Here is a 19,292-nt window from a genome sequence, read left to right on the forward strand (position 1 = left end):
TGAGCGTCCAGAAACGTCCCGGTCGGCAGGCCTCGCCCGTTCACCTGGGCACGGAACGCTTGTCGCGTGCGGGCAGGTACTGCGCGGTGAACACCTCGGCGATGTCGGGCGCTGGAATGGACAGCGCGCTGGCGACCTCCTGCATGGATTGGCGCAGCCGCGCCGGGTCGACGCCGCCCAGGCCGTGCTCGCGCGTCCAGGGCGTCACGATGGACCAGTCCAGCGACAGCTGCATGCGCTCCTGCTCGACCTCGCGGTTGATCAGCTTGTCGCGCTGGTACAGCGCCTCGATGGCGGCGGCGGGCTGCTGGATGCTGGTGGCGATGCCCTCGGCAACGCACTGCGCCAGGGCCGTCAGCGTCGCGCCGTGCGCCGCGGCATAGCTGCGCTTGGCCACCAGCGCGCTGCCGTAGAGCGTGGAGCCGAACTGCGGGAAGCGCAGCACGACCAGTTCGTCCTTGGGCACGCCGACCGCACGCGCACCCATGTAGCCCGTGAAGGCCGCGCCGCTGATGGCGTCGGCCTGCTTGCGCGCGAGCATGGTCTCGCGCAGCTCGGGCGCCACGTTCATCCACTTGACGGCGCTGGCGTCGAAGCCGTTGGCCTGCGCCAGCGCCGAGAACAGCCGGCGCGAGGCGTCGCCGGGCGGCGCGGCGATGGTCTTGCCGACCAGGTCGGCCGGTTTGGCGACACCGGTGTCCTTGCGCGTGATGATCGACAGCGCGGCGCCGTCGTAGACCATGAAGAAGGCGATCAGCCGGTCTTCGGGCCGGGTCTGCCGGGCGTTGTACTCGACCATCGCGTTGATGTCGGCGAAGCCCACGTCGTAGCTGCCGGCACCGACCTTGACCACGGTGTCGCCCGAACCGTAGCCGCGGTCGGTCGTCACGTCCAGCCCGGCCTTCTGGTAGCAGCCGTTCTGGTGCGGCACCAGGAACGGCGCCTGCGGGCCCTGGAACACCCAGTCGAGCGCGAAGCGCAGCTTGGTCGGCTGCTGGGCGCCAGCGGCACCGGCCAGGGCGGCCAGCGCGAGCAGGGCGCCGGTGCGGATGCGGGAGAGCGAAGGCAGCTTCATGGCGTGGGTCTTTCAGGAACGGAAGAGAACAGCGAGGGGTCGGGTGCGTACCAGCCGCGGCCGATCAGCCCGGCCGCGCCGGACGCGTCGAGCACGGCCAGGTTGACCAGCGGCGGCAAGCCGCTGGCGGCCACGCTGGCGGGCGCGACCAGGCCCGAGACGGTGTCGGTCACCAGCGCGCGGCGCTGGGCCAGATCGGCTGGCAGCGATGCATGCCACTCATCGCACAAGGCCGGTGCGGCCGGCAAGGCCTGGCCACCCAGGCCGCAGAAGTCGAGCACGGCGCTGTCGCCGATGGCGCCCAGCGCCGTGGCGCCGGCGTGTTGGGGAAAGCGTATGCCGGTGGGCGGTGCGGCATCGATGGCGCGCCAGCCCGCGTCGCCGCGCAGCCGCAGGCCGAAGCGCAGGCCGTTGCCACCCACGGCTGCGATGGGTGCGCCGCTCTGGCGCAGCCGCCAGGCCGCGGCCGCCATCAGGATGGTCAGCACGAAGCCGGGGCTGCCGGCCAGCAGCGTGCGGTCGGCGTCCAGCAGGCCATCGAGCCGGGCCAGCAGCGCCGCGTTGGCGGCGCCCGTGCGCCCATGGCATTCGTCGCCCTCGGCCAGCGCCTGGGCGATGACGGGCGCCAGGGGCAGCGGCCTGGCCTGCAGCAGCGGCGCCAGGCGCTGCAGGCCCAGCTCGGTGACGGCCTGCAGGCGCGGCAATGCGGCCGGATCGCTGGTGCCGAAGCGCAGCGCGGGCGGCGGGCCCTCGACCAGCGGCGCCCAGGCCTGCGTGACGCCATCGCCGACCTCGGCCAGCGGCATCGCGGCAGACACCACCTGCGCCAGCGGCGTGGCCACGCCATGGTCCTGCGCGGGCAGCAGGCGCACGGCGCCCGTGGCCAGCAGCGCCTGGGCAGCAGCCCCGTCGTCGGCCAGGCCTTCGAACAGCAGGGCCTGCACGGCGGCCTGGCGCACCGGGGCGGGCGGCGGGCCGTCGAAGGGCGGGCCGGCGTGCAGCAGTACGTCGCGGCCCAGATGCGGCAGCGCCACGCGGCGGCGCACCACGTTGCGCCAGGCGGCGCCGGCGAAGGTTTCCGCCCAGGTGGAGAAGTCGGTCGGTGTGTCCATCAGAACGCGGCAACGCTGCCGTCGGAGCGGGGATCGAAGCCGCCGGTGCAGGTGCCCGCGGCGTCGCGCAGGATGCAGCCGGCGTGGCCGAAGGTCTCGTCGAAGGCGCCCAGCACCTCCACTGCGTGGCCACGCGCACGCAGCGCCTGGACCGTGGCGTCGGGAAAGCGGCTCTCGAGCTTGAGCGAATCGCTGCTCTGGCCCCAGGTGCGGCCCAGCAGCCAGCGCGGCGCCTCGATGGCGGCCTGCGGGTCCAGCCCGTGCACCACGCAGCGCGTGAACACGGCCGACTGGCTTTGTGGCTGCCCGTCGCCGCCCATGTTGCCGTAGACCATGGTGCGGCCGTCGTTCAGCAGCGCCAGCGCCGGGTTCAGCGTGTGGAAGGGCTTCTTGCGCGGCGCCAGCGTGTTGATGTGGGCGGGGTCCAGCGAGAACGAGGCGCCCCGGTTCTGCCAGTTCACGCCGCTCTCGGTCAGGACCAGCCCGGAGCCGAACTCGTGGTAGATGCTCTGGATCATCGAGACCGCATTGCCGTGGCCGTCGACCACGCCCATCCAGATGGTGTCGGCCGGCCCCTTGCCCTGGCCCCAGGCGGCGGCGCGGCCCATGTCGATGCGCGCGGCCATGGCGTCGAGCGCGGCGGGCGCGAGGAAGCTGGCCGGGTCCACCGTCATGCAGCCGGGGTCGGTGATGTGGCCGTCGCGCACGCCGAAGGCCTGCTTGACCGACTCTGCCGCCGCGTGTACGTAGTCGGCACCCAGGTGGTCGAAGCGCTCCACGCCCAGCCGGTCCATGAGCCCGAGGATGATCAGCGAGACCAGGCCCTGCGTGGGCGGCGGCATGTTGTAGACGGTGCCGGCGCGGTGCGCCAGCTGCAGCGGCTGGCGCAGTTGCGCGCGGTGCTGGGCCAGGTCGTCCAGCGCCAGCGGGCTGCCCACGGCCAGCAGGTCGCGCGCCAGGCTGCGGGCCAGCTCGCCGCGGTAGAAATCGTCCAGCCCGGCGCGGACCAACTGCTCGAAGGTGGCCGCCAGCCGCGGCTGGCGGAACAGGCTGCCCACCGCCGGCGCCTGGCCGCCGGGCAGGAAGGTCTCGGCGAAGCCCTTGACGCCTTGCAGTTCGGCCTGCTTGGCCGCGCTGTTGCGGTGCTGGCTCACGGTCACGGGCACGCCGTGGCGCGCGCCGTCGATGGCGTCGGCCAGCAACCGGGAGAGCGGCATGCGCCCGCCCAGCCGCGTGCGGCTCAGCGCCAGCGCCTGGTCCCAGCCCGACAGCGTGCCGGCCACGGTGATGGCGGCCGAGCCGCCGCGGAACGGGATGGCGGTCTTGCCGGCATAGTCCTCGCGGCGCACGGCCGCGGCGCTGGCGCCGCAGGCGTCGATGCCGACCACCTCGGTGCCGCCAGCGCCCGGCAGGCCGACCAGCCAGAAGCTGTCGCCGCCGATGCCGTTCATGTGCGGGTAGGCCACGGCGATGGTGGCGGCCGCGGCCACCATCGCCTCGATGGCGTTGCCGCCTTCGCGCAGCACCGCGAGGGCCGATTGCGAGGCGAGGGCGTGCGGCGCGACCGCCATGCCGCGGCGGCCACGGACGGGCTGCGTCATGCTTCTTGCGCCATCGGGAGGATGGAGGCGTCGGCCTCGAAGCGGCGGCCCGCGCGCAAGCAGAAGGCCGGCGTCAGCAGCCGCTCGGCGATCACCTGCGTGCCTTCGTTGTCGGCCATGCGCCAGCGGCCGCGCGCGTCGTGGAGCACGCTCACGTCGGCCACGCCGCCGACGGTCAGCGTGCCGAGCTCGCCTTCCATGCCGACCATGCGCGCCGCGTTGCGCGTGACCATGTCGACCACGTGCGCGAGCGGCAGGCCCAGCGCCAGCATGCTGGTCATGGCCGAGGTCAGGCTGAAGCGCGTCTTGCCCTTGAACAGGTGGTCCTCCTCGTCGGGGTGGCTGTCCGGCGTGCCGGCCGGCTGCGGCACGGCCGTGTTGTAGCCGTGCATGTCGGCGCCCAGCGTGTCGGGCACGATGCCGGCGTCCAGCACGATGCGTGCGGTCTTGTAGCTGAAGTGCGAGCCGTGGCCCACGTCGATCTTGAGCCCGCGCGCCACCGCCTCGGGCACCAGCGGGTGCAGCTTGCCGTTCTCTTCGACGAAGCCGCCCGGGTGGCGGCTGAACGGGTGCGCCAGGATGTCGCCCGGCTTGAGCATCTCCACCACCTGGTTGAAGATCGAATCCGGGTTGACGGGCAGGCCACCCTGCTCGGGCTTGGGCCAGAGCTGGCCGAAGTGGATGTAGACCGGCAGCTCGGCCTCGCGGCCCATGCGTGAGGCGATGCGCATCACGTCCACGCCCCAGCGTGCGAAGCCGCCGATCTCGGCATGGGCTTTCAGGCCACGCACCAGGTCGCGGTTCTGCCGCGCGGACTTCACGGTGGCGTCCACATCCAGGCAATCGGGCCGGTACATCTCGGGGTAGTAGTGGCCCTCCAGCCCACCGACCAGGTAGGCCGACAGGAAGGCCAGCACGCGCGTGTGCGAGGGCTCGGCCACGTACTGGCGAAAGCCCGGCAGCGTGATGCAGCTGGGCCCGCCCTGGTCGACGAGCGTGGTCACGCCCGAGCGCACGCCGCACAGGTCGGCGTTCATGCCGAAGCGGCCCGTCACGCCCTGGTAGACATGGCCGTGCGTGTCGATCAGGCCCGGCAGCACCAGCTTGCCGCGGCAATCCACCCGCTGGGCGTCGGCCGGCACGGCGGCACCCAGGTCGGCGGCGATGGCGGCGATGCGGCCGTCGGTCACGAGAACGTCCAAGAGGCCGTCGCGGCCGGCGCTGGGGTCGATCACCCGGCCCCCTTGCAGAACCATGCTGGTCATTTGTCTTGCCTGCTTCCTGTGCGGTGTGAGAACTGATAGGTGGTGTACCGCACAATTTGTGCCAACCCGGAAGCGCCGATTTGGTGCAGCCTGTGGGGCAGGGCGCAGCTAGACTTTGCGCATGACGGAAGAAAACGATCCCTTGCCGGTCCGGGCCCAGCTGGACCACTATTGCGAGCGCTCCGCGCTGTTCGCCCGGCCCGGCTTCCTGATCCGACGGCTGCACCAGATCCACACCTGGCTGTTCACCGAGGAAACCCAGCAGTACAACGTCACGCCGGTGCAGTACAGCCTGCTCACCGTGCTGGCCGAGCACGGCGAGATGGACCAGAACACGCTGGCCTACGAGGTCGGCCTGGAGCGCACGAGCGTGGCCGAGGTGCTGCCACGGCTGGAGGCGCGCGGCCTGGTCGAGCGGCGCCAATCCGAGTCCGACCGGCGCGTGAAGCTGGTGCGCATCGCGCGCAAGGGCCGCGCGCTGGCCAAGCGCATGGACGGCGCGGCCCAGCGCGCGCACGACCGCACCGTTGCCTACCTGCCCGAGAGCGAGCGTGAGCGCTTCATGCTGCAGCTGATCCAGCTGGTCGAGTCGCACAACGACGCCAGCGTGGTGCCCTGGAAGCTGCGCTGACCGGGTCCGGTTCGGGGGTGTGCCCCGTTTTGGTTTGAAGGCGGCTGCGGCGCGCCACATCGGTGCACCTGCGATGTGGTTCCGCTTTCCATATATGTGGTGCACCACGTAGTTGGAAAGAAAAAAACTCTTTCTGTTTCAATGATCTGGATCAGTGACTGCCGCGTGACCGTGCGCTAGTGGCATGGCAGTTGCTCTGTCGCCGTGCAACACACAGGAGCACGGTGAACATGGGTCTGGAACAGGCGGTGGCGATTGTCACGGGCGCGGCACAGGGCATCGGCTACGCTGTCGCACAACGCTTCGGCGCACGTGGCGCCAAGGTGGTGGTGGCCGACCGCAGCGGCGCCCAAGCCGCGGCCGAGCGGTTGCGCGGGCAGGGCATCGACGCCCTGGGTGTCGCGGTCGACGTGTCCAGCCCCGAGCAGGTCGCGGCCATGGCAGCTGAGGCCGAGGCACGGTACGGCCGCATCGACGTGCTGGTCAACAACGCCGGCATCTATTCCTCGCTGACGCCCAAGCCCTTCGAGCAGCTCACGGTGCAGGACTGGCAGCAGGTGCTGAGCGTCAACGTGGTGGGCGTGTTCCTCACCTGCCAGGCCGTGCTGCCGGCGTTCCAGCGCGCGGGCGGCGGGCGCATCGTCAACATCTCCTCGGGCGTGGCGTTCAAGGGCAACCCCGGCATGGCGCACTACGTGGCCAGCAAGGGAGCCGTGATCTCGCTCACGCGGGCACTCGCCACCGAACTCGGCGTGCACAAGGTGCTGGTCAACAGCGTGGCGCCGGGCTTCACGCTCAGCGACGGCGCGCTGGCCAACCCCGTGCTGGTCGAGGGCGTCAAGGGCCCCTCGCTGCGCGGCCGCGTGCTGGCGCGCGACATGCTGCCGGACGACGTGGTCGGCGCCATCGAGTTCTTCGCCGACGCACCCTCGGCCTTCATCACCGGCCAGACGCTCGTCGTCGACGGCGGCGCCTACTTCCACTGAGCCGGCCATGTCCTCGATCCCCGTCATCGACCTGTCCGCCGCGCTGCACGGACGTGCCGACGAGCGCCTGCGCGCGGCCCGCGCCATGGAAGCGGCCTGCACCGACATCGGCTTCTTCACCATCCGCGGCCACGGCGTGCCGCTGCAGACCATCGACGCCTTGCGAGGCCATGCCAAGCACTTCTTCAACCTGCCGCTGGCGAGCAAGTGCGAGGCCGCTCCGGCGGACCCGGCCGTGCCGCGCGGCTACCGTGCCCTGGGCTTCGATGCGCTGTCGCGTGGCAACGCGGGGGAAGCGCCCGGCGACCTCAAGGAGTACTACCACTTCGGCCGCGAGCAGTGGCCCGATGACCCCTATTTCACGGGCGAGGAGGGCCGCCGCTACTTCATCCCCAACCGCTGGCCGGCCGCGCCCACCGGCTTCGCCGAAGCGGCCGCCGCCTACTACGCGCACATGGAGCGGCTCACGGGCGAGATGATGGCGCTGGTCGCGCTGGCGCTGGGCATCCCCGAAGACTTCTTCGACGACAAGATCGACCGCCACATCACGGCGATGCGCATCAACTTCTACCCGGAGCAGCTGGTGCCGCCAGTGCCCGGCCAGCTGCGCGCCGGTGCCCACACCGACTACGGCCTCTTGACCATCCTGAACGGCGAGAACACCGCCGGTGGCCTGCAGGTCTGCACGCGCCAGGGCGTGTGGCTGCCTGTGGAGACCGCGCCCGACACCTTCGTCGTCAACATCGGCGACCTGCTGATGCGCTGGACCAACGACCGCTGGGTTTCCAACGTGCACCGCGTCGTGAACCCGCCGGCCGAGGCGGGGCCGGCCGCGCAGCGCATCTCGATCGCCTTCTTCCACCACCCGAACTACGACGCGCTGGTCGAGTGCATCGCACCGCCTGGCGAAGCCAAGTACCCGCCGGTGCGTTCGGGCGACTACCGCACCGAGAAGTACCGGCAGACCCGCGTCTGACCGCACCACCCCACACACCACGATGAACGCACCCACCTCGCCCCATCTGCTGCAGCCGACAGGCCAGGGCATCGGCCAGCGCGTGCAGCGCAAGGAAGACCAGCGCCTGCTGTTGGGCCGCGGCCAGTACGTCGGCGACATCCGCATGCCCGACATGCTGGACGTGGCCTTCGTGCGCGCACCGCTGGCGCATGCACGCATCAACGGCATCGCCAAGCCGGCCGGGCTGGAGAACATGGTCTACACCATGGCCGACCTGGCGGGTGTGCAGCCCATCCTGGCGGCCTCGGCGCTGCCGGGCTTCAAGCGCTCGGTGCAGTGGCCGCTGGCGCAGGACAAGGTGCGGCACGTCGGCGAACTGGTCGCGGCCTGCGTGGCGCCCACGCGTGCACGGGCCGAGGACATCGCCGCCCAGGTCGAGGTCGACTACGCCGAGCTGCCGGTGCTGGCCGACATGCACGCTGCCATGGCCGCGTCCACGCGGCTGCATGACGAGTGGGCGGACAACGTGTTCGCCGAGACCCATGTGGACCGCCAGGTCGCGCAGAGCGATGCTCCTGCACGCACGGTGCGCCGCCAGCTGCGCACGGCGCGCCAGTGCATGGCGCCGCTCGAAGGCCGGGCCGTGCTGTGCTGGTGGGACCACCGCATGGACCAGCTCGTCATGTACTCGGCCGCCCAGCTGCCGCACATCAACCGCACGGGCCTGGCGGAATGCCTGGGCCTGGACCAGGGCCAGGTGCGCGTGGTCTCGCCCGATGTCGGTGGCGGCTTCGGCTACAAGGGCATCCTGCTGCCCGAGGAGATCTGCTGCGCCTGGCTGGCACGCCACCTGGGCAGGCCGGTGCGCTGGCTGGAAGACCGGCGCGAGCAGCTCAGCGCCAACGCCAACTGCCGCGAGCACGCCTACGACATCGCCGTCACGGTGGAGGCCGACGGCCGCCTGGTCGGCATCGAATGCGATGCGGTGGTGGATTCGGGCGCCTACTCGTCCTACCCGTTCAGCGCCTGCCTGGAGGCCGCGCAGGTCGGCTCCATCCTGCCCGGCCCCTACCGGATGGACTGGTTCCGCTGCCGCACACGTTCGGCCGCCACCAACAAGCCGCCCATCCTGCCGTACCGCGGCGTGGCGCGCACGGGCGTGTGTTTCGCGCTGGAACTCATGCTGGACGCTGCCGCGCGCGATCTCGGCATCGAGCCGCACGCACTGCGCGCCAAGAGCCTGGTGCCAGCCAGCGCCATGCCGTACACCAACATCACGAACAAGCTGTTCGATTCGGGCGACTACCAGCAGGCCATGGACCGGGCCGTGGCCGCCCTCGACTGGGACGCCTGGCGCGCGCGCCAGCGCGCCGCCCATGCCACGGCCGGCGGCCGCCCGACACGCCGCATCGGCCTGGGCCTGGCGGTGTTCTGCGAGCAGGGCGCGCACGGCACCTCGGTCTACCACGGCTGGGGCATTCCCATGGTGCCGGGCTACGAGCAGTGCGCGGCACGCTTCACCCCCGACGGCGTGCTGGAGCTGCGCCTGGGCGCGCATTCGCACGGCCAGGGCATGGAGACCTCGATGGCGCAGGTGGCGCACACCGTGCTGGGCATCCCGGTCGCGCAGGTGCGGCTGGTGCATGGCGACACGGCGCAGTCGCCGTACTCCACGGGCACCTGGGGCTCGCGCTGCGCCGTGATGTCCGGCGGCGCGGTCGGCACGGCGGCCAAGGCGCTGGGCGAACGCATGCGTGCCATGGCCGCGGTGCTGCTGGAAGCGCCGGCCGACACGCTGCGCCTGGAGGGCGGCAGCTTCCGCACGGCCGACGGCGCCGGTGCGCTGACGCTGGCGGAGATCGCCCGCACCTGGTACCGCGCGCCGCAGAAGATCCCGCCGGGCATCGACCCCGGCGGCCTGGAGATCGTCGTGGGCTACAAGACCCAGCCCGACACCGGCACCTTCAGCTACGCCTGCCACGCCTGTGCGGTCGAGGTCGACACGGCCACCGGCCAGGTGCGCCTGCTCGACTACGCGATCTGCGAGGACGGCGGCGTGCTGCTGAACCCGCTGATCGTGGAAGGCCAGCTGATCGGCGGCCTGGCGCAGGGCATCGGGACCGCGCTGTACGAGGAGATGCCGTTCGATGCCGAAGGCCAGCCGCTGGCCTCCACGCTGGCCGACTACCTGCTGCCTGGCGCCGGCGAGATGCCGCCGCTCAAGGTGCTGCACATGGAGACGCCCAGCCCGCACACGATGTTCGGCCAGAAGGGCATCGGCGAGGGCGGGGCCATCGCGCCGCCGGCCGCCATCGTCAATGCCGTCAACGATGCGCTGTTCGCGCTGGGCGCCGAACTGACCGAATGTCCGGCCAGCCCCGAGCGCGTGCTGGCCGCGCTGGCCGCTGCAGGAGCCCGCGCATGAAGGCCGCCGCGTACACCCTGGAGCGCCCGACGGCGCTGGCCGCCTTGAATGCGCGCCTGGCCGACGGCGGCTGGGGCGTCAAGCCCATCGCGGGCGGCCAGTCGCTGGGCGCCATGCTGAACCTGCGCCTGGCCCAGCCCGAGACCTTGCTCGACCTCGACACCCTGGACGAGTTGCGCGCCGTGCACGAGACGCCCGAGGCCGTGCGCTTCGGCGCCATGGTCACGCACGCGCAGATCGAGGACGGCAAGGTGCCCGACCCGACGCGTGGCCTCATGCCCTGCGTGGCACGCGGCATCGCCTACCGCGCCGTGCGCAACCGCGGCACGCTGGGCGGCAGCCTGTGCCATGCCGATCCTGCGGCCGACTGGGTCAGCACCATGCCGCTGCTGGGCGCCACCTGCCTCCTGGCTGGCCCCGATGGCGCGCGCGAGGTGCCGGCCGCCGATTTCGTGGTCTCGGCCTTCGAGACCGCACTGGGCGAAGGCGAGCTGCTGACCGCCGTGCAGGTGCCGCGCCGATCAAACGCCACGCGCTGGGCCTACCGCAAGTTCTGCCGCAAGACCGGCGAGTTCGCCAACGCGTTGGCCGCCTGCCTGCTGGACCCGGCGGACGGTACCGAGCGCGTGGTGCTCGGGGCGCTGGACGGCGCGCCGCGCGTGGTCGAGGAGTCCGGCCTGTTCGCGCGCCTGGCGTCCGGCGCCGAACGCGCGCGCTGGCTCGAAGAGCAGGCGCTGGGCCTGGACGACGCCCGCCAATCCATGCTGGCCGAGATGCTGCGGCTGGCCCTGCGCGACCTGGAGACCGCACGATGAACACGCCCCGCCTCGAATTTCCGCCTGTGGCCACCGAGCGCATCGCGCTCACCGTCAACGGTCGCACCCACCAGGTCGAACTGGAGCCGCGCACGCACCTGGCCGACGCGCTGCGCGAGCACTGCGGCCTGACCGCCACCCACCTGGGCTGTGAGCACGGCGTCTGCGGTGCCTGCACGGTCGAGGTGGACGGCGCACCGCAGCGCAGCTGCCTGCAGTCGGCCGTGCGCTTTGTCGGCCGGCAGGTGCGCACGCTGGAGGCCTTCGACGACGACGCCGTGATGGCCCAGCTGCGCGCCGCCTTCTCGGCCGAGCACGCGCTGCAGTGCGGCTACTGCACGAGCGGCATGCTGATGACGGCGCGCGACATCGTGCTGCGCCTGCCGCAGGCCGACGAGGCGCGCATCCGCGAGGAGCTGGCGGGCAACCTGTGCCGCTGCACGGGCTACCAGGGCATCGTGCAGGCGATCCAGCGCGTGCTGCGCGAACGCATCCAGAACCCCGAGCATACCCCCCATCCGGAGACGGCGCATGCAGCTTGAGCAATCCTTCACCCTGGCCGCCGAACCCGCACGCGTCTGGCAGGCCTTCCACGACGTGCGCCTGCTGGTCGAGTGCCTGCCCGGCGCGTCGATCCAGGCCGATGCCCAGATCGCGGAAGGCGCCGAGATCCCGCTGCTGTTCAAGGTCAAGCTCGGTCCCATCGCCGCGGGCTTCGCAGGCCAGGGGCAACTGGCGCTGGACGAGGCCAGCCAGGGCGGCAGCTTCGCCGGTGGCGCCGTCGATGCCAAGACCAACAGCCGTGTGAAGGGCCAGGCCCGCTTCGCGCTGCTGCCGGACGCTGTCGGCACGCGGGTGGCGCTGGCGGTGGAGTTCTCGATCACGGGTGCGCTCGCGCAGTTCAGCCGCGAGGGCATCGTGCGTGCGCTGGCCGAGCAGTTGACCCGGCAGTTCGCCGACAACCTGCAGGCGCGGCTGCCGCAGGCCGTGCGGGCATCCGTCGAGCCGGCGCAGACCGCGGAGTCGCTTGCAGCCACGGCCACCGTGGCCTGCGCGCCCACGGTCTTCCCCAGCGCCTTGCCCGCCGCTCCCGCCAGCAAGCCGCGTGCTGCCGCGTCCGCGCCGGACGCCGCCATCGACCTGTGGAGCCTGCTCAAGCTCTGGTTCCGCGGTTTGTTCGCGCGCCGCAGCTGAGACCCATCCCCGATTCCCCAACGTCCCCAAGGAAGCATCGCCATGACCTCGCCCATCACCTTGCGCAGCGCGCTGGCTGCCGCCAGCCTCGTCGCTCTCGCCGTCCCCGCGCTCGCGCAGGACACCATCAAGATCGGTGTTTCCCAGCCGCTGACCGGCCCCGTCGCCGCCTCCGGCACCTACGTGACCAACGGCGCGCGCATCGCGGCCGAGGTCATCAACAAGAAGGGCGGCGTGCTCGGCAAGCCCATCGAGCTCGTCGTCGAGGACAACAAGTCCAACCCGCGCGAGGCCGTCAACTCGGCCGAAAAGCTGATCCTCAAGGACAAGGTGCCCGTGATCATGGGGGCCTGGAGCTCCACCTTCACGCTCGCGGTGATGCCCAAGCTCATGGAGTACGGCGTGCCCATGCTGGTGGAGACCGCCTCGTCGGGCAAGATCACCACAGCGGGCAACCCCTGGATCTTCCGCATCAGCCCGACCTCGGCCATGGAGGCCAGCGCCTTCGGCAAGAAGATCGACTCCTTCGCGCCGGCGATCAAGAAGGTCGATTTCCTGTCGGTCAACAACGACTGGGGCCTGGGCGCCGCGGCGGAGTTCAAGAAGATGTTCGAGGCCAAGGGCGTGGCCGTGGGCCGCACCGAGACCATGGCGCCCGACGCGACCGACCTGTCGGCCCAGCTGGCCGCGCTCAAGGCCACCGGCTCGGACACGGTGATCGTCACCTCCGGCATCGAGCAGCTCACGCTGGCGATCCGCCAGGCCGGCGAGCAGCGCCTGCCGCAGCGCATCATCACCACGGGCGGCTCCTTCCCCGAGCCGCTGCTCAAGACCCCGGGCCCCAAGGGCTACGCCAGCCAGCACCTGCTGTTCTTCGCACCCTGGGAAGTCAAGCGCGCGCAGTACCCCGAGGTGGCCAAGGAGTTCGCCGACGCCTGGGACGCCAAGAAGTACGACTTCGCCGGCCAGACCGAGGGCTTCCGCGGCTTCGACGGCATCCTGACCATCGTCGAGGCCATCAAGATCGCGGGCAAGGCCGAACCTACCGCCATCCGCGATGCGCTGTGGAAGGTCAAGGTCAAGGGCGTGAACGGCGACGTGGCTTTCGTCAAGGAAGGCCCGACCGGCAAGGAAAGCGGCCAGAACGAGCCCGCCATCTACGTGGTGGAACTCAAGGATGGCCAGGTCTCGGTGAAGTAAGAAGAAGGCACAGGGCACCCCGTGGACCAGTTTTTCCAACACCTGCTCAACGGCCTCGTGCTGGGGGCCACCTATGCGCTGCTCGGGATCGGCCTCACGCTGATCTTCGGCATCATGAAGGTGGTCAACATGGCACACGGCGAGCTGTACACGCTGGGTGCCTACGTGGCCTACGGCTTCGTCTCGCTGCTGGGCCTGAACTACTTCGGCTCGGTGCTGATGGCCGCTGCGGTCGGCCTGGTGGCCGGCGCGGCCATCGAGTGGCTGCTGCTGCGCCGGCGCAACCTGGCGGCCATCGACGAGGTCATGCTGATCATGATCGGCGTGATGATCGTGCTGCAGAACGCCGAGCTCCTGGCCTGGGGGGGCGTGGCCAAGGCCGTGCCCTCGCCGTTCTCGCAGGAGCCCATCGTGTTCGGCGCGGTCTCGGTCTCGCCGATCCGGTTGTTCGTGCTGTGCACGGCGCTGGTGCTGCTGGTGGCCTTCTACCTGCTGATCGAGCGTTCGCGCCTGGGCCTGTCCATGCGCGCCACCTTCCAGGACAAGGACGCCGCCAAGATCGTCGGCGTCAACGTCTCGCGCATCTACACGCTGACCTTCGCGCTGGGCTCGTGCCTGGCGGCCGTGGCCGGCGCGCTGCTGGCGCCGGTGTTCGTGGTCAACCCGACCATGGGCGACCTGGCCAGCCTGAAGGCCTTCGCCATCGTGATCCTGGGCGGCCTCGGCAACCTGGCCGGCGCTGCGCTGGGCGGCTTCGCGCTGGCGCTGATCGAGGAGTTCGGCGCGGGCTACATCTCCACCGCCTACCGCGACGCGATCGGCTTTCTCGTGATCCTGTGCGTGATGGTGCTGCGGCCGCAGGGTCTGTTCGTCATGAAGGAGCGCGTGGGATGAAGTCGTCCACCCTGTTGTTCGCCGCCAGCGTGCTGGTGCTCGCCGGCCTGCCGTTCTGGTGGCCCGACCCCTATGTGCTGTCGGTCGTCGGCTCGGCCGGCATCTTCATCATTGCGGCCATCAGCCTGAACCTGCTCCTGGGCTACACCGGCCAACTGAGCTTGGGCCACGTGGCCTTCTTCGGCATCGGCGCGTACACGAGTGCCTTGTTGTCGCTGGGCTTCGACGTGGCGCTGCCCGGTCTTGACGCGCCGCTGGTCGTCGCGCCCAAGCCGGTGTGGGTGGCGTTCGTCGCCGGCATCGTCGTGGCCGGCCTGTTCGGCTGGTTGGTCGGCAAGCTGGCCTTCCGCGTGCGCGGCGCCTACTTCGTGATCGTGACCATCAGCTTCGCGCAGGTCATGCGCATGGTGGCCACCAACTGGGTCGACCTGACCGAAGGGCCGATGGCGCTCAACAACATCCCGCCGCTCACGCTGTGGACGCCTGCCGGCGTGGTCGAGCTCGTGACCAAGGCCCAGACCTACTGGCTGGTGCTGGCCGTGGCCGTGCTGGCCTGGCTGGTCGTCGCGGGCCTGGTGCACAGCCGCACGGGCCGCGCCATGGTGGCGCTGCGCGAGAACGAGACGCTGGCGCGCTCCATCGGCGTGCCCGTCACGCACTACCTGCGCATCGCCGCGGTCGGCGCCGCGGCCATCGCGGGCGCCGCGGGCGGGCTCTACGCCCACACCGTGCGCATCATCGACCCCGACGTGTTCATGTTCATGTTCACGATCACCATGGTCATCATGGTGATCGTCGGCGGCAAGGGCACGCTGGCCGGGCCGGTGGTCGGCGGGCTGCTGTTCGGCCTCCTGCCCGAGCTGTTGCGTGGCACGCTCAAGCCCGAGGTGCAGTGGATGCTGTACGGCGCGCTGATGGTGGTGATCCTGGTGTTCATGCCGCGCGGCATCGTGCCGGCCCTGTCCGCCCTGTTCCGCAAGCGGCCCGAGGCCAAGCCTGCGGCACCTCGCGCTGCCGTGGCCGGGGAGGCCGCATGAGCGAAGTCCTGCGCCTGGAAGGGCTCACGATCCAGATCGCCGGCCTGCGCGCCGTCGACCAACTCGGCTTCTCCGTCGAAGCGGGGCAGATCGTGAGCCTGATCGGCCCCAACGGTGCCGGCAAGACCACCACCTTCAACGCGATCTCGGGCTACATGCGCCCGACCGCGGGCCGCGTGGTCCTGTTCGGCGAGGACGTGACGGGCTTGTCGCCCGACCGCATCGCCCAGCGCGGCCTGGTGCGCAGCTTCCAGCGCACCAGCGTGTTCGCGGGCTGCACGGTGTTCGACAACCTGCTCACGGGCCTGCACCTGCGCGGCCGCAGCGGCGTGCTGCAGGCGCTGCTGCGCGGCACGGGGTTCCGCCGCGAGGAAGAAGAGCTGCGCGCCCAAGCCCAGGAAATGCTCGGCTTCCTGGGCCTGCAGTCGCGCGCCGACGAGCTGGCCAGCGGCCTGTCGTACGGCGAGCAGCGCCTGCTGGGTGTGGGCCTGGCGCTGGCCGCGCAGCCGCGCGTGCTGCTGCTGGACGAGCCGGCCGCGGGCCTGAACCCGTCGGAGACCGACGCCTTCAAGGAGATGGTGCGCCGCATCCGCGACAGCGGCGTCACCGTGCTGCTGGTGGAGCACGACATGCACATGGTCATGTCGATCTCCGACCACATCGTCGTGCTCAACCACGGCAAGCTCATCGCCACGGGCGGCCCCAAGGCCATCCAGCAGGACCCGGAAGTCATTCGCGCCTATCTCGGATCGGGGCTGCAGCATGCTCAAGCTTGAACAGGTTTCCGTGCGCTATGGCGCCACCCTGGGAGTGGACCGCATCACGCTGGAAGTGCACGAGGGTGAACTCGTGGTGCTGATCGGCGCCAACGGCGCCGGCAAGTCGACCACGCTGCGCGCCATCAGCGGGCTGGAACCGCTCACGACCGGCAGCATCCATTTCGACGACTACCGGATCTCCGGTGCCATGCCGGCGCAGATCATCGACCGCGGCATCGCGCACTGTCCCGAGGGCCGGCGCGTGTTCCCGCAGCTCACCGTGCGCGAGAACCTGGAGATGGGCGGCTACCGCCGCAGCGACCGCCAGCGCATGCGCCAGGACATGGAACGCCTGTTCGACAAGTTTCCGCGCCTGCGCGAGCGCGCCAGCCAGGCCGCCGGCACGCTGTCCGGCGGCGAGCAGCAGATGCTGGCCATCGCGCGCGCGCTGATGTCGCGCCCGCGCCTGGTGATGTTCGACGAGCCCTCGCTGGGCCTGGCGCCCAACTTCGTCGAGATGATCTTCGCGCTCGTGCAGGAGGTGCGGCGCGAGGGCACGACGGTGCTCATGGTCGAGCAGAACGCCTATGCCGCGCTGCAGATGTGCGACCGCGCCTACCTGCTGACCAACGGCCGCATCGTGCGCCAGGGCACCGGCGCCGAGATGCTGGCCGACGAAGGCGTGCGGGCGGCGTACCTGGGGGGGTGAGCGCTACCATCCGCGCTGCAGCGCACCCTGCTGCGATGAAAGGACCTGCCGGTGGCGCGCCTGGATCCCCGCAACACCTCGCGCTACTGGCATGCGCCCGGCGTGCCGGCCATGGACCTGCTGCAGGCCGATTTCACGACGCACGACTACGCGCCCCATGTGCACGATTCTCTGGTCGTCGCGGTGACGGAAGTCGGCGGTTCGGAGTTCAAGAGCCGTGGCCGCACGCACATCGCCCACCCCCGGGCCCTGCTCGTCTTCAACCCCTCGGAGCCGCATTCGGGGCGGATGGGCGGCAGCCCGCGCTGGCGCTACCGCTCGTTCTATCTGGCCCGGCCGGCCATCGAGGACCTGCTGGGAACGCTGGGCGCCGACCGGCCCGGCTACTTCACGTCCAACGTCGTGCCCGACCAGGACCTCGTCACGCGGTTCCTGGCGCTCCACCGCGCGCTGGACGCAGAACCACACGATGCAGTGTTCCAGCGCGAGGTGCTCGTGCGCGCCTTCGGCGACCTGCTGCGCAGGCATGGGCAGGCGGCGCGGCGCATTCCCGGTGCCCCCGGGGACGCAGCCGCGTTGGCGCCGGCCCTGGAACTGGTGCATGAGCGCTATGCGGACAGTCTGACGCTGGAGGACATGGGCAGGGCAGCAGGGCTGACGCCGTTCCAGTTGATCGTCGCGTTCAGGCGAAGGTTCGGCCTGACGCCACATGCATACCTGACACAGTGGCGCCTGCGGGCCGCGCTGCGCCGGCTGCAGGCGGGCCAATGCGTGGTCGAGGCCGCACTCGCCTGCGGCTTCTACGACCAAAGCGCCTTGAACAAGCACTTCAAGCGCACCTTCGGCATGACGCCGCTCCAATACGTCAACGCGCGCCCGCGCTGAGGCCGCGCGCCTTCAATTCCGACCAATAGCAAGTCGAGCCGTCCTGCCATGCTGGGGGCCCTCCAGCAAGGCATGCCATGACGCGACTCTTCTGCCAAGACAACCCTGACATCCTGACCCTGGATGCGACGGTCGTCGGGACCCGGCCCGGCGCCGTCCTCCTGTCCCGGCACGCCTTCTATCCGGGCGGCGGCGGACAGCTCGCGGACAAGGGTGTCATCCGGTGGGCGGGGGGAGAGGCCCCGGTCACGGGGTTCTCCGAGCAAGGCGGTGCGCTCTGGATCGAAGTCGGCGGCGGCATCGAGATCGCCGGCAATGTCCAGGGCGCGGTCGACCCGGCGTTTCGCCAGCGCATGCGGGAACTGCACACGGACTTGCACATCCTGAACGCGCTGGTGTTCAGGGACTTCGACGGTGCGCTGGTCACTGGCGTGCAGATGAACGAGGACGGCACGGCGCGCATCGACTTTGACCTGCCGGATGCAGACAACGACCGCCTGCGTGCCCTGGAGCCGGAACTGAACGACGTGGTCGCCCAGGACCTCGCTGTCCAGACGAGCTACCTGTCCATGACCGCCGCCCACGCCGAGCCGGGCCTGCTGCGTTCCCGCTCGGTGACGCCGCCGCCGTCGCCGCAAGGCCTGATCCGCATCGTCGAGATCGCGGGCCTGGACCGTCAGGCCTGCGGGGGGACGCATCTGGCGTCGACAGGGGCCTCGCGTCCGGTCCGGATCCTCAAGATCGAGAACAAGGGGCGTTCCAACCGTCGGGTCCGCATCGGACTGCAGGGCCTGTGATGCGCGCCGCGTTCCTCGCCCTGTGGGCACGCCCGGTCTGGCTCCTGTGGCTCCCGCCTGTCTTCTGGGCCGGAAACCTCGTGCTGGGCCGCGCGCTCGGGCCCGTCTTCCCGCCCGTCTCCCTGGCGGTCGGCCGCTGGATCGTGGCGCTGGTGGTGCTGGTGCCGTTCGTCTGGCGCCGTGCCCTGCGTGAACGCGAACTGCTGGCCAGGCACTGGGCGCTGGTTCTCGCCTGCGGGGCCTTCGGCATTGCCGGCTACAACGCACTCGGCTACCTCGCCCTGCAGACCGTGCCCGCTGCGAGCGTCGCGTTCCTCAATTCGACCTTGCCGCTCATGGTGCCGCTCGCGGCGGTGCTGCTCGGCGTCGAGCGCATCACCTGGAAGGCGCTGCTCGGCATCGCCATCTCGTTCGTGGGCATCGCCTGGATCGCGGCGCGCGGCGACATGGACAGCCTCGCCGCGCTGCGCTTCGACGGCGGCGAGTGGCTGGTGCTCCTGGCGGTCGCCAACTACGCCGTCTACTCCGTGCTGCTGCGGCGCAAGCCCGCCGGGATCAGCCCGCTGGTGTTCCTGGCGGCCACCATGGCGGCGGGCCTGCTGGTGCTGGCGCCGTTCTGGGCCATGGAACTGGCGCGCGGTGCGCGCATCCCGACGGACCCGGCATCGGTCGGCGCCGTGCTCTACATCGGCGTCTTCGCATCGCTGTTCGCCTTCATCCTCTGGGGCCGCTGCGTCGCGACGCTCGGCGCGACGGTGACGGGTGTCTCGTTCCACCTCGTGGCGCTGTTCACCGCGCTGCTGGCCTTCGTCGTGCTCGGAGAGCCCGTGCGGCCGTTTCATGCCGTGGGCTTCGCGCTCATCCTGCTCGGCTTCTTCGTCACGACGTTCCAGCCCGCGGGCCGCGCATCCGCGCCCGCGCTGCCCCCGGTGCCACGCCGGCATTGACGG

Annotated in this window: 19 protein-coding genes; 15 read left to right on the plus strand and 4 right to left on the minus strand. The window is 70.8% G+C overall.

The features are described 5' to 3' along the window. Positions 1–40: 40 nt before the first annotated feature. Genes ASF45_RS12715 through ASF45_RS12730 form a run of 4 tightly spaced genes read right to left on the minus strand, consistent with a single transcriptional unit; the run spans position 41 to position 5,053 of the window. Positions 41–1,075 (minus strand): ABC transporter substrate-binding protein, encoded by a 1,035-nt coding sequence (locus ASF45_RS12715; RefSeq protein ID WP_056662438.1) that lies wholly within the window; start codon positions 1,073–1,075, stop codon positions 41–43. After that, positions 1,072–2,187, minus strand: a complete 1,116-nt coding sequence (locus tag ASF45_RS12720; RefSeq protein WP_082550980.1) for a DUF1116 domain-containing protein — start codon at positions 2,185–2,187, stop codon at positions 1,072–1,074. Before ASF45_RS12720 ends, ASF45_RS12715 begins: the two co-directional genes overlap by 4 nt. Continuing rightward, on the minus strand, positions 2,187–3,758 hold the full coding sequence (locus ASF45_RS12725; protein ID WP_056663271.1) for a gamma-glutamyltransferase family protein: 1,572 nt from the start codon (positions 3,756–3,758) through the stop codon (positions 2,187–2,189). Before ASF45_RS12725 ends, ASF45_RS12720 begins: the two co-directional genes overlap by 1 nt. 26 nt (positions 3,759–3,784) lie before the next feature. Next, a complete protein-coding gene (locus tag ASF45_RS12730) occupies positions 3,785–5,053 on the minus strand; it encodes an amidohydrolase/deacetylase family metallohydrolase (protein WP_056662439.1) in 1,269 nt (422 codons plus the stop codon). Positions 5,054–5,174: 121 nt separating this feature from the next. On the opposite strand from ASF45_RS12730, the gene ASF45_RS12735 reads away from it, so the two are divergent. The 15 genes from ASF45_RS12735 (at position 5,175) to ASF45_RS12805 (ending at position 19,289) form a co-directional block, all read left to right on the plus strand. Continuing rightward, entirely contained in the window at positions 5,175–5,684 is a 510-nt protein-coding gene (locus ASF45_RS12735; protein ID WP_056662442.1) for a MarR family winged helix-turn-helix transcriptional regulator, read from the plus strand. 230 nt (positions 5,685–5,914) lie between these two features. Then, positions 5,915–6,670: an SDR family NAD(P)-dependent oxidoreductase gene (locus tag ASF45_RS12740; RefSeq protein WP_056662444.1), complete on the plus strand. Its 756-nt coding sequence runs from the start codon at positions 5,915–5,917 to the stop codon at positions 6,668–6,670. Positions 6,671–6,677: 7 nt separating this feature from the next. After that, positions 6,678–7,646, plus strand: coding sequence for an isopenicillin N synthase family oxygenase (locus tag ASF45_RS12745; RefSeq protein ID WP_056662447.1), 969 nt, complete (start codon positions 6,678–6,680; stop codon positions 7,644–7,646). Between the two features lie 22 nt (positions 7,647–7,668). Beyond that, positions 7,669–10,053, plus strand: a complete 2,385-nt coding sequence (locus tag ASF45_RS12750) for a xanthine dehydrogenase family protein molybdopterin-binding subunit (RefSeq protein ID WP_056662451.1) — start codon at positions 7,669–7,671, stop codon at positions 10,051–10,053. Further along, complete coding sequence (locus ASF45_RS12755) at positions 10,050–10,868, plus strand: xanthine dehydrogenase family protein subunit M (RefSeq protein WP_056662453.1); 819 nt, start codon at positions 10,050–10,052, stop codon at positions 10,866–10,868. Before ASF45_RS12750 ends, ASF45_RS12755 begins: the two co-directional genes overlap by 4 nt. Then, positions 10,865–11,410, plus strand: a complete 546-nt coding sequence (locus ASF45_RS12760; RefSeq protein WP_082550981.1) for a (2Fe-2S)-binding protein — start codon at positions 10,865–10,867, stop codon at positions 11,408–11,410. The genes ASF45_RS12755 and ASF45_RS12760 overlap by 4 nt, the downstream gene beginning before the upstream one ends. Continuing rightward, complete coding sequence (locus tag ASF45_RS12765; protein ID WP_056662456.1) at positions 11,400–12,062, plus strand: SRPBCC family protein; 663 nt, start codon at positions 11,400–11,402, stop codon at positions 12,060–12,062. The genes ASF45_RS12760 and ASF45_RS12765 overlap by 11 nt, the downstream gene beginning before the upstream one ends. Positions 12,063–12,104: 42 nt before the next feature. Next, positions 12,105–13,262, plus strand: coding sequence for an ABC transporter substrate-binding protein (locus ASF45_RS12770; RefSeq protein WP_056662459.1), 1,158 nt, complete (start codon positions 12,105–12,107; stop codon positions 13,260–13,262). Positions 13,263–13,283: 21 nt separating this feature from the next. Beyond that, positions 13,284–14,156 carry a branched-chain amino acid ABC transporter permease gene (locus tag ASF45_RS12775; protein ID WP_056662462.1) on the plus strand — a complete coding sequence of 291 codons (873 nt, stop codon included), beginning with the start codon at positions 13,284–13,286 and terminating at the stop codon, positions 14,154–14,156. Next, a complete protein-coding gene (locus ASF45_RS12780; RefSeq protein ID WP_056662465.1) occupies positions 14,153–15,193 on the plus strand; it encodes a branched-chain amino acid ABC transporter permease in 1,041 nt (346 codons plus the stop codon). Before ASF45_RS12775 ends, ASF45_RS12780 begins: the two co-directional genes overlap by 4 nt. After that, positions 15,190–15,969 (plus strand): ABC transporter ATP-binding protein, encoded by a 780-nt coding sequence (locus tag ASF45_RS12785; RefSeq protein ID WP_056662468.1) that lies wholly within the window; start codon positions 15,190–15,192, stop codon positions 15,967–15,969. The genes ASF45_RS12780 and ASF45_RS12785 overlap by 4 nt, the downstream gene beginning before the upstream one ends. After that, entirely contained in the window at positions 15,956–16,660 is a 705-nt protein-coding gene (locus tag ASF45_RS12790) for an ABC transporter ATP-binding protein (RefSeq protein WP_056662470.1), read from the plus strand. The genes ASF45_RS12785 and ASF45_RS12790 overlap by 14 nt, the downstream gene beginning before the upstream one ends. Positions 16,661–16,711: 51 nt before the next feature. Next, the gene (locus tag ASF45_RS12795; protein ID WP_056662472.1) at positions 16,712–17,545 is read left to right on the plus strand and encodes an AraC family transcriptional regulator; all 834 of its coding nucleotides are present in this window, start codon (positions 16,712–16,714) and stop codon (positions 17,543–17,545) included. Between the two features lie 77 nt (positions 17,546–17,622). After that, complete coding sequence (locus ASF45_RS12800; RefSeq protein ID WP_056662475.1) at positions 17,623–18,342, plus strand: alanyl-tRNA editing protein; 720 nt, start codon at positions 17,623–17,625, stop codon at positions 18,340–18,342. Continuing rightward, positions 18,342–19,289: a DMT family transporter gene (locus ASF45_RS12805; RefSeq protein WP_056662478.1), complete on the plus strand. Its 948-nt coding sequence runs from the start codon at positions 18,342–18,344 to the stop codon at positions 19,287–19,289. The genes ASF45_RS12800 and ASF45_RS12805 overlap by 1 nt, the downstream gene beginning before the upstream one ends. The last annotated feature ends 3 nt before the right edge of the window (positions 19,290–19,292 follow it).

The organism is Pseudorhodoferax sp. Leaf265 (assembly GCF_001422365.1).
In the GTDB taxonomy this organism is placed as follows: Bacteria; Pseudomonadota; Gammaproteobacteria; order Burkholderiales; family Burkholderiaceae_C; genus Pseudorhodoferax.

What these genes read in the sequence shown, in the direction of transcription:
- ASF45_RS12715 (WP_056662438.1), bottom strand. Translation starts at nt 1,075, where the DNA reads ATGAAGCTGCCTTCGCTCTCCCGCATCCGCACCGGCGCCCTGCTCGCG.
- ASF45_RS12720 (WP_082550980.1), bottom strand. Translation starts at nt 2,187, where the DNA reads ATGGACACACCGACCGACTTCTCCACCTGGGCGGAAACCTTCGCCGGC.
- ASF45_RS12725 (WP_056663271.1), bottom strand. Translation starts at nt 3,758, where the DNA reads ATGGCGGTCGCGCCGCACGCCCTCGCCTCGCAATCGGCCCTCGCGGTG.
- ASF45_RS12730 (WP_056662439.1), bottom strand. Translation starts at nt 5,053, where the DNA reads ATGACCAGCATGGTTCTGCAAGGGGGCCGGGTGATCGACCCCAGCGCC.
- ASF45_RS12735 (WP_056662442.1), top strand. Translation starts at nt 5,175, where the DNA reads ATGACGGAAGAAAACGATCCCTTGCCGGTCCGGGCCCAGCTGGACCAC.
- ASF45_RS12740 (WP_056662444.1), top strand. Translation starts at nt 5,915, where the DNA reads ATGGGTCTGGAACAGGCGGTGGCGATTGTCACGGGCGCGGCACAGGGC.
- ASF45_RS12745 (WP_056662447.1), top strand. Translation starts at nt 6,678, where the DNA reads ATGTCCTCGATCCCCGTCATCGACCTGTCCGCCGCGCTGCACGGACGT.
- ASF45_RS12750 (WP_056662451.1), top strand. Translation starts at nt 7,669, where the DNA reads ATGAACGCACCCACCTCGCCCCATCTGCTGCAGCCGACAGGCCAGGGC.
- ASF45_RS12755 (WP_056662453.1), top strand. Translation starts at nt 10,050, where the DNA reads ATGAAGGCCGCCGCGTACACCCTGGAGCGCCCGACGGCGCTGGCCGCC.
- ASF45_RS12760 (WP_082550981.1), top strand. Translation starts at nt 10,865, where the DNA reads ATGAACACGCCCCGCCTCGAATTTCCGCCTGTGGCCACCGAGCGCATC.
- ASF45_RS12765 (WP_056662456.1), top strand. Translation starts at nt 11,400, where the DNA reads ATGCAGCTTGAGCAATCCTTCACCCTGGCCGCCGAACCCGCACGCGTC.
- ASF45_RS12770 (WP_056662459.1), top strand. Translation starts at nt 12,105, where the DNA reads ATGACCTCGCCCATCACCTTGCGCAGCGCGCTGGCTGCCGCCAGCCTC.
- ASF45_RS12780 (WP_056662465.1), top strand. Translation starts at nt 14,153, where the DNA reads ATGAAGTCGTCCACCCTGTTGTTCGCCGCCAGCGTGCTGGTGCTCGCC.
- ASF45_RS12785 (WP_056662468.1), top strand. Translation starts at nt 15,190, where the DNA reads ATGAGCGAAGTCCTGCGCCTGGAAGGGCTCACGATCCAGATCGCCGGC.
- ASF45_RS12790 (WP_056662470.1), top strand. Translation starts at nt 15,956, where the DNA reads ATGCTCAAGCTTGAACAGGTTTCCGTGCGCTATGGCGCCACCCTGGGA.
- ASF45_RS12800 (WP_056662475.1), top strand. Translation starts at nt 17,623, where the DNA reads ATGACGCGACTCTTCTGCCAAGACAACCCTGACATCCTGACCCTGGAT.
- ASF45_RS12805 (WP_056662478.1), top strand. Translation starts at nt 18,342, where the DNA reads ATGCGCGCCGCGTTCCTCGCCCTGTGGGCACGCCCGGTCTGGCTCCTG.